13 protein-coding genes are annotated in these 11,439 nt (G+C 68.8%); 8 read left to right on the top strand and 5 right to left on the bottom strand.

The features are described 5' to 3' along the window. Positions 1 to 4: 4 nt before the first annotated feature. The gene (gene ccoN, locus ACO07Z_RS13530) at positions 5 to 1,480 is read right to left on the bottom strand and encodes a cytochrome-c oxidase, cbb3-type subunit I (RefSeq protein WP_421699184.1); all 1,476 of its coding nucleotides are present in this window, start codon (positions 1,478 to 1,480) and stop codon (positions 5 to 7) included. Positions 1,481 to 1,616: 136 nt separating this feature from the next. Here ccoN and ACO07Z_RS13525 point away from each other — a divergent pair, with 136 nt between their 5' ends. The 4 genes from ACO07Z_RS13525 (at position 1,617) to ACO07Z_RS13510 (ending at position 4,369) form a co-directional block, all read left to right on the top strand. Next, complete coding sequence (locus ACO07Z_RS13525) at positions 1,617 to 1,871, top strand: hypothetical protein (RefSeq protein WP_421699183.1); 255 nt, start codon at positions 1,617 to 1,619, stop codon at positions 1,869 to 1,871. Positions 1,872 to 1,886: 15 nt separating this feature from the next. Then, complete coding sequence (locus tag ACO07Z_RS13520; RefSeq protein ID WP_421699182.1) at positions 1,887 to 2,234, top strand: hypothetical protein; 348 nt, start codon at positions 1,887 to 1,889, stop codon at positions 2,232 to 2,234. 315 nt (positions 2,235 to 2,549) lie between these two features. Further along, the gene (locus tag ACO07Z_RS13515) at positions 2,550 to 3,830 is read left to right on the top strand and encodes an ATP-binding protein (RefSeq protein ID WP_421699181.1); all 1,281 of its coding nucleotides are present in this window, start codon (positions 2,550 to 2,552) and stop codon (positions 3,828 to 3,830) included. After that, positions 3,827 to 4,369, top strand: coding sequence for a response regulator transcription factor (locus ACO07Z_RS13510; RefSeq protein ID WP_421699180.1), 543 nt, complete (start codon positions 3,827 to 3,829; stop codon positions 4,367 to 4,369). The genes ACO07Z_RS13515 and ACO07Z_RS13510 overlap by 4 nt, the downstream gene beginning before the upstream one ends. Before the next feature lie 19 nt (positions 4,370 to 4,388). On the opposite strand, the gene ACO07Z_RS13505 is transcribed toward ACO07Z_RS13510, so the two are convergent. The 3 genes from ACO07Z_RS13505 to ACO07Z_RS13495 are packed head-to-tail and all read right to left on the bottom strand — an operon-like array spanning position 4,389 to position 7,782. Beyond that, positions 4,389 to 5,642 carry a class I SAM-dependent methyltransferase gene (locus ACO07Z_RS13505; RefSeq protein ID WP_421699179.1) on the bottom strand — a complete coding sequence of 418 codons (1,254 nt, stop codon included), beginning with the start codon at positions 5,640 to 5,642 and terminating at the stop codon, positions 4,389 to 4,391. Between the two features lie 11 nt (positions 5,643 to 5,653). Then, positions 5,654 to 6,436 carry a DUF1365 domain-containing protein gene (locus ACO07Z_RS13500; RefSeq protein WP_421699178.1) on the bottom strand — a complete coding sequence of 261 codons (783 nt, stop codon included), beginning with the start codon at positions 6,434 to 6,436 and terminating at the stop codon, positions 5,654 to 5,656. Further along, complete coding sequence (locus ACO07Z_RS13495) at positions 6,436 to 7,782, bottom strand: NAD(P)/FAD-dependent oxidoreductase (protein WP_421699177.1); 1,347 nt, start codon at positions 7,780 to 7,782, stop codon at positions 6,436 to 6,438. The genes ACO07Z_RS13500 and ACO07Z_RS13495 overlap by 1 nt, the downstream gene beginning before the upstream one ends. 206 nt (positions 7,783 to 7,988) lie before the next feature. On the opposite strand from ACO07Z_RS13495, the gene ACO07Z_RS13490 reads away from it, so the two are divergent. The 4 genes from ACO07Z_RS13490 to ACO07Z_RS13475 are packed head-to-tail and all read left to right on the top strand — an operon-like array spanning position 7,989 to position 10,910. Further along, the gene (locus tag ACO07Z_RS13490) at positions 7,989 to 8,552 is read left to right on the top strand and encodes a sigma-70 family RNA polymerase sigma factor (RefSeq protein WP_421700815.1); all 564 of its coding nucleotides are present in this window, start codon (positions 7,989 to 7,991) and stop codon (positions 8,550 to 8,552) included. Further along, on the top strand, positions 8,549 to 9,235 hold the full coding sequence (locus tag ACO07Z_RS13485) for a ChrR family anti-sigma-E factor (protein ID WP_421699176.1): 687 nt from the start codon (positions 8,549 to 8,551) through the stop codon (positions 9,233 to 9,235). The genes ACO07Z_RS13490 and ACO07Z_RS13485 overlap by 4 nt, the downstream gene beginning before the upstream one ends. 2 nt (positions 9,236 to 9,237) lie before the next feature. Further along, on the top strand, positions 9,238 to 10,119 hold the full coding sequence (locus tag ACO07Z_RS13480; protein ID WP_421699175.1) for an alpha/beta hydrolase: 882 nt from the start codon (positions 9,238 to 9,240) through the stop codon (positions 10,117 to 10,119). Beyond that, on the top strand, positions 10,116 to 10,910 hold the full coding sequence (locus ACO07Z_RS13475; protein ID WP_421699174.1) for a DUF1295 domain-containing protein: 795 nt from the start codon (positions 10,116 to 10,118) through the stop codon (positions 10,908 to 10,910). The genes ACO07Z_RS13480 and ACO07Z_RS13475 overlap by 4 nt, the downstream gene beginning before the upstream one ends. Here the strand turns inward: ACO07Z_RS13475 and ACO07Z_RS13470 are convergent. Beyond that, a complete protein-coding gene (locus ACO07Z_RS13470; protein WP_421699173.1) occupies positions 10,907 to 11,308 on the bottom strand; it encodes a DUF2177 family protein in 402 nt (133 codons plus the stop codon). The genes ACO07Z_RS13475 and ACO07Z_RS13470 overlap by 4 nt on opposite strands. Positions 11,309 to 11,439 lie beyond the last annotated feature (131 nt).

Below are 11,439 nucleotides of genomic sequence, written 5' to 3'. Positions count from 1 at the left end.
TCCCTCACGACGCCGATGCCGGCGCGGCCTGCGGCGCGCGGGCGGGATCGGGCTGGCGCAGCGGCTGGCGCAGTGTCATGGCGAAATTGACCGCCATCATCACGCCGCCGGCGAGGTAGAGCACGCCGCCGATGAGGCGGATCACATAATAGGGGTGCAGCATGGCGACGCTGTCGGCGAAGGAATATTGCAGGAAGCCGAAGGCGTCATAGGCGCGCCACATCAGCCCCTGGGCGATGCCGGCGACCCACATGGCGGTGATGTAGAGAACGATGGCGATGGAGGCGATCCAGAAGTGCCATTCCACCAGCCGGTGCGACCAGAGCGGCCGCCGCCACAGCCGCGGCACCATGTAGTACAGCGCGCCGAAGCAGATGAAGGCGACCCAGCCCAGCGCGCCGGAATGGACATGGCCGACCGTCCAGTCGGTGTAGTGGCTGAGCGAGTTGACCGATTTCAGCGCCATCAGCGGCCCCTCGAAGGTCGCCATGCCGTAGAAGGCGACGGCGACGACGAGGAAGCGCAGGATCGGATCGGTGCGCAGTTTCCCCCACGCGCCGGAGAGCGTCATGATGCCGTTGATCATGCCGCCCCAGGACGGCATCCACAGCATGATCGAGAACGCCATGCCGAGCGTCTGCGTCCAGTCCGGCAGCGAGGTGTAGTGCAGGTGATGCGGGCCGGCCCAGATATAGAGGAAGATCAGCGCCCAGAAATGCACGATGGACAGGCGGTAGGAATAAATCGGCCGCTCCGCCTGCTTGGGCACGAAGTAATACATGATGCCGATGAAGCCGGCGGTGAGGAAGAAGCCGACAATGTTGTGGCCGTACCACCACTGCACCATCGCGTCCTGCACGCCTGAAAAGGCGGAATAGCTCTTGGTGCCGACGAAGGACACCGGCATCGCCAGATTGTTGACGAGGTGCAGCACCGCCACCGTGATGATAAAGGCGAGGAAGAACCAGTTGGCGACATAGATGTGCGGCTCGCGCCGGCGCATCAGCGTGCCGACGAAGATGGCGAGATAGGCGACCCACACCACCGTCAGCCACAGGTCGGCATACCATTCCGGCTCGGCATATTCGCGGCTCTGGGTGATGCCCATGACATAGCCGGACAGCGCGATGACCAGGAACGTCTGGTAGCCCCAGAACAGGAAATCGGCGAGGCGCGGCCCGCCCCACAGCCCCACCTGGCAGGTGCGCTGCACCACATAGAGCGAGGTGGCGATCAGCGCATTGCCGCCGAAGGCAAAGACCACGCCCGACGTATGCACCGGCCGCAGCCGACCGAAGGTGAAGTATTCGCCGAGATTGAGCTGGGGATAGGCGAGCTGCGCCGCCACGATCACCCCGGCGGAAAAGCCGAACAGCGCCCATAGCACCGTCGCCACGGTGAAGCGGCGGATGATGGCGTCGTTGTAACCGGGAATCGCGTGCGATCGGGCCGCCGGCCAAGAGGTGAGAGCCGTATCCATGTCAGATACACGCCTCACAGCCCGTATTATTTGATTTACTGAAGTAAATATCCGATATTCTTGCGGATGAATATTGACGTGATGAGATATATTTGAAAATCATATCGTGATTTCTACGTATTCCGGGAGAGCCGATATGACGAATGCCCATTTCATCCTGCTGGCTGGCGCCCTCATCGCCGGCGCCTATGCAGCGCTGGGCCCGCGTGGGGAGAAGGTCGGCTGGGCGATCGGCCTCGGCCATGGCGCGCTCGCCCTGCTCGCGCTGGCGGGATTCGCGGTGGCGGCAGACCGTGGCTTCGCGGTTTTCACCGCGCTGCTCGCGGTCTATGCTGGCGGCATGTGCGCGGCCGAGGCCATCGGGCTGATGCGCCGGCCGGCGCGTTCCTGAACGGGGAAGAACCCCATGCCCCTGCTCGTGCGCTTCCTGCTCCGTCACGCGCTGATCGGCGTCGGCCTCGGCGCGCTGTTCGTCGGCGCGCTGGTGCTGCTCGATATCGGCCGGCTCGGCACGCTGGCCGGCCAGTCCGCCTCCGGCCTCATCGCGCTGACCGTGCTCACCTGCGCCGTCGGCATCACCTTCGGCAGCGTGCAGATGGGATTTGCCATCATGCTGATGAGCGAGGATGAGGGCACGCCGCGCAAGGGCCGCCCGGCGCGCGCCGGAAGCCGGCTGATGAAGCTGGCACGGGTGCGCATTGCCGCCCGCAACGGCACTGACACGCACAGGTCGATCCGTTTCCCGGTCGCCTGACGCGTGTGTGTTTTGCGTGCCGCGAAGGTTTTCCGCGTCCGCCGAGAACAGGCAATACATCGGCATTCCTCAGACTTGCGCCGGTTGAGCGCACGAGGTCTTTGCCGCGCCGCCATCGAGACCGGCGCGTCCATGGGTTTCGTAGAACTACTTAACAGTGACCCGCCGCCTGCGCCCTTGGACAGAATGCCCAATCGGCCTCAAGGCGCACTCGCTCTAGAAGCCGCAGAAGGGTAATTCTGTGCCCGCGTCGCGCGCCGGCGGCCGGGCAATGCCGCGGACGGCGCTGCGGAGGCGCGGCAGGAGGCGTGAGGATTGGTTTCCGACACGAGCGGCGATGCCAGCGACAGGAAAAACCTGCTGCTGCTGATCCAGCTGCGCTGGATCGCGGCCATCGGGCAGCTTGCCACCATCTGGTTCGTTCATGCCGAACTCGCCATTGCCCTGCCGCTGGCGGAGATGCTCGCCGTGGTCGCCTTTCTCGTCGGGCTCAATCTCGTCAGCCTGCTGCGCTACCGCCACCGCGACCGGGTGACCAATACCGAGCTGTTCCTCGAATTGCTGCTGGATGTCGGCGCGCTCACCGTGCAGCTCTCTCTCAGCGGCGGGGCGCTGAACCCGTTCATCTCGCTGTTCCTGCTGCAGGTCATTCTCGGTGCCATCCTGCTGGAGGCGTGGTCGGTGTGGACGCTGGTGGCGATCACCAGCGCCTGTTTCGTCGGCCTCACCGTCTTCCACCGCGACATCAACATGCCGCACAGCCATTTGGGCGGGTTCTGGAACCTGCACATACAGGGCATGTTCATCTGCTTCCTGCTCTCCGCCTGCCTGCTGGTGGCGTTCATCACCCGCATCACCGCCAATCTGCGCCGCCGCGATGCGAGGCTGGCCGAGCTGCGGCAGCAATCGGCGGAGGAAGAGCATGTGGTGCGCATGGGGCTGCTGGCCTCCGGCGCGGCGCATGAGCTCGGCACGCCGCTCTCGACGCTTTCGGTCATTCTCAATGACTGGGAGAAGATGCCGGCGCTCACCCGCGACCGCGAGCTGGCGCAGGATCTCGCGGACATGCAGGCGCAGCTCGCCCGCTGCAAGGCGATCGTCACCGGCATCCTGCTCTCCTCCGGCGAGGCGCGCGGCGAAGGCACGATCCGCACCGGCGTGCGGGCCTTTCTCGACGAGACGGTGGCGGACTGGCAGGCGCTGCGCGCGCCGGCCGCCTTTGCCTATGACAATGGCTTTGCCCCGGACGAGCCTGTCATTTCCGATCTCGCGCTGAAGCAGGTGATCGTCAATGTGCTGGACAATGCGCTGGAAGCCTCGCCCGGCTGGGTCGGCGTGGTGGCGCGCCGGCAGGGCGAGACGCTGTGCCTGGAAGTGACCGATCGCGGCCCCGGCTTTCCCGCCGACATCGCGGCGGCGCCCGGCAAGCCCTACCGCTCGACCAAGGGGCGGGCCGGCGCCGGGCTCGGCCTGTTCCTCGTCGTCAATGTGCTGCGACGGCTGGGCGGCGCGCTGGACATCGCCGCGCCCAGCGGCGGCGGCGCGCAGGTGCGGCTGACACTGCCGCTGGCCGGGCTTTCGGGAGGCCGGCCATGAGCGCGGCGCGGCCCAACCGGCCGCTGCTGATCGTGGAGGATGACGCCACCTTCGCCCGCACGCTCAAGCGCTCCTTCGAGCGGCGCGGCTATGAGGTGGCGAGCTGCGCCGGGCTGGACGAGATGGCGCCGCTGCTGATCGCCGCCCGGCCGGCCTTTGCCGTGGTCGATCTCAAGCTCGCCGGCGAATCCGGGCTGGACTGCGTGAAGGCGCTGCACGCGCACGACCCCGGCATGCGGATCGTCGTGCTCACCGGCTTCGCCAGCATCGCCACGGCGGTGGAGGCGATCAAGCTCGGCGCCTGCCACTATCTGCCCAAGCCAGCCAATGCCGACGACATCGAGAAGGCATTCGAGCGCACCGAGGGCGATGTGTCGGTGCCGCTGGACGGGCGCCCGACCTCGCTGAAAAGTCTCGAATGGGAACGCATCCACGAGACGCTGGTGGAGACGGATTTCAACATTTCCGAGACCGCGCGCCGGCTCGGCATGCACCGGCGCACGTTGGCGCGCAAGCTGGAAAAGCGGCCGGTGCGGTGAGGCCGCTGGGCTGGGCCGCTCAGCCCTTCAGTCGGTACAGGCCTACATCGATGGCGCCGGCGCGGAAGCCGCCTTCGCAATAGGCGAGGTAATAGTCCCACAGGCGCCGGAAGGCCTCGTCGAAGCCGAGCGGCTCGATGCGCGGCCAGGCGTCGAGGAAGCGGGAGCGCCATTCGGCCAGCGTCTGCGCATAGCCGAGGCCGAAACACTGGGTTTCCACCAGTTCGAGCCCGGCGCGCGCGGCGTGCTCAGCGATATGCGCCTTGGTCGGCAGCATGCCGCCGGGGAAGATGTGGCGCTGGATGAAATCGGTGTTGCGGCGATAGGATTCGAAACGGTCCTCGGCGATGGTGATGACCTGCAGCACCGCCGTGCCGCCCTCATTGAGGCAGGCACGCAGCTTGGCGAAATAGGTCGGCCAATAGGCCTCGCCCACCGCCTCCAGCATTTCGATGGAGACGATGCGGTCATAGCGCGCGCTCACATCGCGGTAGTCCTGCAGCCTGAGATCGGTGCGCCCGTCGAGTGCCGGGTCGGCGGCAATCGTCGCCTGCGCATAGGCGAGCTGTTCGCGCGACAGGGTGATGCCGGTGACGCGCGCGCCCGCGCGCGCCAGAGCCGCAGCCAGCGCGCCCCAGCCGCAGCCGATTTCCAGCACGCTCTGGCCGGGCTGCACCTCCAGCATATCGACGATGCGGGCGAGGCGTTGCTGCTGCGCCTCCTCCAGCGTCTGGTCGGGGGCGACGCGAAGAGCGGAGGAGTAGCTCATGCCGGCATCGAGCCATTCCCGGTAGAATTCATTGCCGAGATCGTAATGGAACGAGATGTTGCGGCGGCTGCCGGTGCGGGAATTGCGGCGCAGCCCATGGCGCAGCCGGTTCCACAGCCGGACCGGGGCGAGCGCGTCGAGGCGCCCGGCAAGAACGGGGAGATTATGGGCGGCGAGTTCGATCAGCGCCGGCAGGTCCGGGCTCGACCAGTCGCCGGCGATGAATGCGTCGGAAAAGGCGATGTCGCCCCCCGTCACCAGCCGGCGCACCGCCCGCCAGCGGTGCAGCACCAGCGTCGCCTCCGGACCCGGACGGGCGCCACGCCCCACCAGTCGGCGCCCTTCCGGCGTCACCACGGTCAGCGTGCCGATGGCAAGCTCGCCGATAAGACGCGCCAGCGCCGCCTCGCGCCAGCCGGTGCGGCCGGCCCGTGCGGCCGGCGCCTCGGCGGCGTGGGAGAGTTCGGTGGACGGATCGGCGAAGATGTCGGCGTCACGCGGCATGCGGCTCTTCCTCAGTGTCGGTGCGCGGGCGAAACGGTGACCGGCGCGTCGGGCGCCTTGGGGCGCGGGCGCAGGCCGATTCCCTTGGCCCAGATGAACAGCGCTTCCCAATGGATTCCGGCGATCACCTTCAGCGTCAGCAGCGGATAGCTCAGCGCCGTGCGCAGCAGCTCGCCATCGTTCAGCGGGCGGCGGGTGGCGCTGTGCACCGCGCTCAGCACCGGCCCCTCCGTGTCGCTGGCGAGAATGGCGATGCGCAGATCCTCGCCCGGCGGATGGACGCGGAAGGCATAGGTCAGGCCCATATCCATGAAGGGCGAGACATAGAAGCGCTTTTCCGCCTTCTGCCGCAGCGGCGTCCCCTTCCCCGGAGCGACCGGGATGAGATAGGAATGACGCTGGCCGAAGGTATTGTTCACCTCATAGAGCAGCGCCAGCAGCGAACCGTCGCGGCGGTGGCAGAAATACACGCTGAGCGGGTTGAACGCGTAGCCGAGAAGGCGCGGCAAGGTGAGCAGGCGGATCGGCCCGCCATCCGGCTCCAGCCCGGCCGCGATAAGCAGGCGCTCCACCTGCGCCTTCAGCGGGCCGGCGGCGGGGTCGGCATAGTCGCGGTCGTGGAAGCTGAACAGGTTGAACCGCCCGCGCGAGAACAGCCGCAGCCGGCGGTCGAGCCCGTCGATCTCGTCGAGGTCGAGCAGCAGCGAGAACAGGCGATAGGCCAGCCGGTGCCGGCGCGGCTTCAGCCGCACATGCATCACCTCGCCGGCATAGAGCGCCGAGGCCCCACTCATCACACCAGCTCCGCCAGGGTGGGCGGCGCGTAGCCCGTCGGAAGAGTGATGCGGCCGGATTCGTCCGCCACCGTCCAGGGGCGGCGTATCCCGCCCAGCGCTTCCGCCACCGCCAGCCCCGCCTGCAACCCGTCCTCGTGAAATCCCGCGCCGAAATAAGCCCCACAATACCATACACCGCCTTCGCCCTGCAGCGACCACAGGCGCTTCTGCGCCGCCATGGCCGCGGTGTCGAACAGCGGGTGCTCATAGGAAGCGCGGTAATGCACAGAGGCTTCGGCCGGGGGCTCGACCGGGTTGAGCGTGACGAAGAGCGGACGGTCGGCGGGCAGGTTCTGCAGGCAGTTCATCCAGTAGGTGACGCAGAGCTTGGGGTCGGCGCGCCGGTCGGCGAGGTAGTTCCACGCCGCCCATGCCGCTTTGCGCCGCGGCATCAGCCTGGCATCGGCGTGCAGGATGGCTTCGTTGCGGCTGTAGCGGAAGGCGCCGAGCAGATCGCGCTCGCGCAGCGTCGGCCCGTCGAGCAGCGCCAGCGCCTGGTCGGCATGGGTGGCGATGACGACATGGTCGAAGCGCCGCACCTGGCCGGAGGCGTCGGTGACGCTCACCCCGTTGGCGCCGCGCGTCACCGCCCGCACCGGGCCGCCCGTCACCACCGCGCCGCCGAAATCCGCGCGCAGGCGGGCGACATAGCGCCGGCTGCCGCCGGCGACGGTACGCCAGATCGGCCGGTCGGCCAGCTGGAGCAGGCCGTGATTGGCGCAGAAGCGGACAAAGGCCGCGACGGGATAGCGCCCGACCTCCGCCGCCGGGGTCGACCAGATCGCCGCCGCCATCGGGTAGAGATGATCGTCGCGGAACGCTGCGCCATAGCGGTTGGCGTCGAGATAGGCGTCGAGGCTCTCCTCGCCCATGGTGGCGAGATCGCGCGGCGCGTTGCGGTAGAAGCGCAGCAGGTCGGCGAGCATGGAGGCGAAGCGGGGCGAGGCGAGATTGCGCGGCTGGGCGAACAGGCCGCGCAGATTGGCGCCGGAATATTCCAGCCGCCCGCCGTCCAGCGACACGGCGAAGGACATGTCCGTCGCCTGCGTGATCACGCCGAGATGGGCGAACAGCGCGGTGAGATTGGGATAGGTCCGCTCGTTATAGACGATGAAGCCGGTATCTACCGCCAGGCCCGCCGCCTCCACCGTGTTGGAATGGCCGCCGAGCCGGGCCTCGGCCTCGAACAGGGTGACATCGTGCCGCTTGCCCAGCAGCCACGCCGCCGACAGGCCGGAGATGCCGGCGCCGATGACGGCGATGGACAGCGCCGAGCCGGGCGCGAAGTCCTGACGAATGTTCATGGCGCGAAAACCTGAGGCTGTGGAGCGGCGTACGAAGGTTGTCTAGTGTACGGGGGCGGTTCGGCGGTGGATCACTCGCGGGCGGAATGATCCAGCCGCCACGCCGGCACGTAGAAGGGTTCATGAATGCCTCGCTCGACCATTTTCGCTCCACGGAGCCCGGCGCAGCCTCCCCCCCTCGGCGGAGGTCGGCGGTGACTCGGCTGATGAAGGATGACGGCGTGCCGGATGGCGACGAGCTGGCGCGGCTGATCAGCCAGGTCGCCACCGAGCGCGACCGGCAGGCCTATGCGCGCCTCTACAGCTATTTCGCGCCGCGGCTGAACGCCTTTCTGCGCCGCTCCGGCCTGCCGCCCAACACGGCGGAGGAGATCGCGCAGGAGGTGATGCTCTCGGTCTGGCGCAAGGCGTCCTATTTCGACCCCACCCGCGCGGGGGCGGCGACCTGGATCTTCACCATCGCCCGCAATTTGCGGATCGACCATTTGCGCCGGCTGCGCACCGCCTCGGCGGGCGAAGAGGAACCGGTTGAGGTTGAAACCGCGCCCTCGGGCGAAACATTGCTGCTGACGGCGGAGCGTGAGGCGCGGGTGCGCGAGGCGCTGAAGACACTTTCCGACGAGCAGGCGACCGTGCTGCGCCTCTCCTTCTTCAGCGAGAAGGCGCATTCGGAAATCGCCCGCGAACTGGGGCTGCCGCTCGGCACCGTCAAATCCCGCGTGCGCCTCGCTCTGGGGCGGCTGCGCGTTCTTCTGGAAGGCCACTCATGACGATCCGCCACCACGCGAGCGACGAATCGCTGCTGCGCTACGCCGCCGGCCAGCTGCCGGCGGGGCCGGCGCGGGTGCTCGCGGTCCATCTCGCGACCTGCGCGTGCTGCCGGGAACGCCTCGCCGCCCTCGAGGCGGTGGGCGGCGCGTTGCTGGAAGCGACCGCGCCCGTGCCCATGGCGCCCGATGCCTTCGCCGCCGCCCTGCGCGCCATCGACCGCGAGGAGGCCACCCGCGCCCCGGCGGCCCCTGCGCCGACGCATCTGGAAGCGCGCGCCAAGCCCCGCACCCCGGCGACGCTGCCGGGCGGCATTCCCCTGCCGGCGCCGCTGCAGGACTGCGAGATCGGCCCCTGGCGCTGGATCGGCCTTGGCGTGCGCGCCAGCACGGTGCGGCTGCCGGAAGACCCGCAGGCGCGGCTGACGCTGCTGCGCGTCGGGCCGGGGCGCAAGCTGCCGGAGCACGGCCATGTCGGCACCGAGTTCACCCAGGTGATTTCCGGCTCCTTCTCCGATGGCTTCGGCCGCTATGGACCGGGCGATCTCAGTGAGATGGACCAGGAGATCGAGCACCAGCCGATCGTCGACCGCGACGGCGAGTGCTATTGCCTGGCGGCACTGGAAGGCAGCATGCGGCTGAACGGCTTTTTCGGCCGGCTGATGCAGCCTTTCGTCCGGATCTAGGCATGCGCGCGGCGCTTCTGCTCGCCCTCGCCTTGCTGATGATGGCCCCTGCCCGCGCCGCCGAAAGCCCCATCGCCCTGCTCAATGCGCTGTCGCGGCTGGATGCGGCGCGGGTGAGCACGGACATCGCCTATGCCGCCGGCCCCCGCCATGGGCTCGATGTCTACACGCCCACCGCCGGGAAGCGGCAGGGCCTGCCAGTGGTGGTGTTCTTCTATGGCGGCAGCTGGGATTCGGGCGAACGCGCCATGTACCGCTTTGTCGGCGCCGCGCTGGCGAGCCGAGGCATGGTCGTCGTCATTCCCGACTACCGGGTCTATCCGCAGGTGCGCTTCCCCGCCTTTGTCGAGGACGGCGCGCGCGCCGTGGGCTGGGCCCGCGCCCATGCGGCCGAATATGGCGGCGATCCGGGGCGCCTCATTCTGATGGGCCATTCCGCCGGCGCGCAGATCGCGGCGCTGCTGGCCTTCGATCCGCAATGGCTGCAGGCGGTCGGGCTCGACCCGGCGCGCGACGTGGCCGGGCTGGTCGGCCTCGCCGGCCCCTATGATTTCCTGCCCCTGCGCAGCGAAAGGCTGAAGGCGATCTTCGGCCCGAAGCCGGAGCGCTGGCGCAGCCAGCCGATCAACTTCGTCACCGGCGCGGCGCCGCCCGCCTTTCTCGCCACCGGGGCCCGCGACACCACGGTCGATCCCGGCAACAGCACGCGGCTGGCCGAACGCCTGCGCGCCGCCGGCGGCACGGTGGAGCTGAAAAGCTACAAGACTCTCGATCACCGGCTGATCGTCGGGGCGTTCGCGCCGCCGCTGCGCCTCATTGCCCCGGTGCTCGGCGATGTCAGCGGCTTTATCGCGCGCCTGCCAGCACGAGGAGCGACACGGTGACCCTGATCCTCTCCCTCGCCGACGTCGCCCTGTTCCTCAGCCTCGCCATGGCGGGGGCCTGGTGGGCGGCCGAGCGCAGCGGCAATCATGGCTGGGTGGACACGATCTGGTCCTATGCGTCGGGCGTCGCCGGCGTCGCCGCCGCGCTGCTGCCGCTCGGCGGCGAACCCTGGCTGCCGCGCCAGCTGCTCGTCGCGGGGATGGTGGGGCTGTGGTCGGCCCGGCTCGGCACGCATATCCTGCAGCGAACCCTGCGCGGCCATGACGACCCGCGCTATGCCGACCTGCGCCGGCAATGGGGCGCGGCGGCCTCGCGGCGACTGTTCCAGTTCCTGCAGGTGCAGGCACTGGCCGGGCTGGTGCTCGCGGTGGCGGTTGGGGCGGCGGCGCACAATCCGGCGCCCTTCTGGCGGCTGGGCGACGGGCTCGGCGTCGCGCTGTTTCTCGCCGCCCTTCTCGGCGCCGGGATCGCTGATCGCCAGCTGGCGCGCTTTCGCGCCAACCCCACCAATCGCGGGCGGGTGTGCGATGCCGGGCTGTGGGGGGTGACGCGCCACCCGAACTATTTCTTCGAATGGCTGGGCTGGACCGCCTATCCCGCCATCGCCCTCTCGCTGGCCTATCTGCCGGGCGCCGCCGCGCTGCTCGCGCCCGCCCTGATGTATGTGCTGCTGGTCTACGCTTCCGGTATCCCGCCGAACGAGGCGCATATGCTGCGCTCGCGCGGCGACGCGTTCCGCGCCTATCAGCGCCGGGTCAACGCCTTCTGGCCCGGCCCGGCGCGGCCCTAGGACGTGAAGGCGCGGGTGATCAGCAGGCCGGCGGTGGCGGCCACGGCAGTGGCGAAGGTGCCCCAGGCGAGATCGATCGCCGTCATCGCCGCCGGCCAGTTGCGCAGCGTGGCGTGGTTGGTGAGGTCGTAGGTGCCGTAGGCGAGCAGGCCGAGAAAGGCGCCGAGCATCAGCGCCGTGGTCCAGCGGCCGGAGGCCAGGGCCGGCTGCACCGCGAAGAACACCACGCCGGCAATGTAGAGCAGATAGAACAGCACCGCCGGCGGCCAGTTCGGCTGGTCGGCCATCAGGTCGCCGATCAGCGGCCGGTAGACGCGGCTCGCCATGAAGCCGAGCCACAGCGCGTCAAGGGCGAGGAAGACCAGCCCTGTCGAGAGATAAGCGACGATGAACGGCATGAGCGCGCCTCTGGAGCGATGACGGATGTGCCAGCGGGTACGGCGGGCCGCGCCGCGCGGATCATTCCTCACCCGCCGCGCGAAAAGCCCGCCCGCGCTGTGGGAACGAAGCACGCCAGCCAAAGTTGTCG

It is taken from the genome of Ancylobacter sp. (genome assembly GCF_965229075.1).
GTDB lineage: Bacteria > Pseudomonadota > Alphaproteobacteria > Rhizobiales > Xanthobacteraceae > Ancylobacter.
This window is presented reverse-complemented; position numbering and strand designations above follow the sequence as displayed.

Excerpts from the sequence above, each read along its gene's own strand:
- ACO07Z_RS13495 (WP_421699177.1), bottom strand. The coding sequence starts at position 7,782 with ATGAACATTCGTCAGGACTTCGCGCCCGGCTCGGCGCTGTCCATCGCC.
- ACO07Z_RS13520 (WP_421699182.1), top strand. The coding sequence starts at position 1,887 with ATGCCCCTGCTCGTGCGCTTCCTGCTCCGTCACGCGCTGATCGGCGTC.
- ACO07Z_RS13485 (WP_421699176.1), top strand. The coding sequence starts at position 8,549 with ATGACGATCCGCCACCACGCGAGCGACGAATCGCTGCTGCGCTACGCC.
- ACO07Z_RS13525 (WP_421699183.1), top strand. The coding sequence starts at position 1,617 with ATGACGAATGCCCATTTCATCCTGCTGGCTGGCGCCCTCATCGCCGGC.
- ACO07Z_RS13500 (WP_421699178.1), bottom strand. The coding sequence starts at position 6,436 with ATGAGTGGGGCCTCGGCGCTCTATGCCGGCGAGGTGATGCATGTGCGG.
- ccoN (WP_421699184.1), bottom strand. The coding sequence starts at position 1,480 with ATGGATACGGCTCTCACCTCTTGGCCGGCGGCCCGATCGCACGCGATT.
- ACO07Z_RS13510 (WP_421699180.1), top strand. The coding sequence starts at position 3,827 with ATGAGCGCGGCGCGGCCCAACCGGCCGCTGCTGATCGTGGAGGATGAC.
- ACO07Z_RS13490 (WP_421700815.1), top strand. The coding sequence starts at position 7,989 with ATGAAGGATGACGGCGTGCCGGATGGCGACGAGCTGGCGCGGCTGATC.
- ACO07Z_RS13505 (WP_421699179.1), bottom strand. The coding sequence starts at position 5,642 with ATGCCGCGTGACGCCGACATCTTCGCCGATCCGTCCACCGAACTCTCC.
- ACO07Z_RS13480 (WP_421699175.1), top strand. The coding sequence starts at position 9,238 with ATGCGCGCGGCGCTTCTGCTCGCCCTCGCCTTGCTGATGATGGCCCCT.
- ACO07Z_RS13470 (WP_421699173.1), bottom strand. The coding sequence starts at position 11,308 with ATGCCGTTCATCGTCGCTTATCTCTCGACAGGGCTGGTCTTCCTCGCC.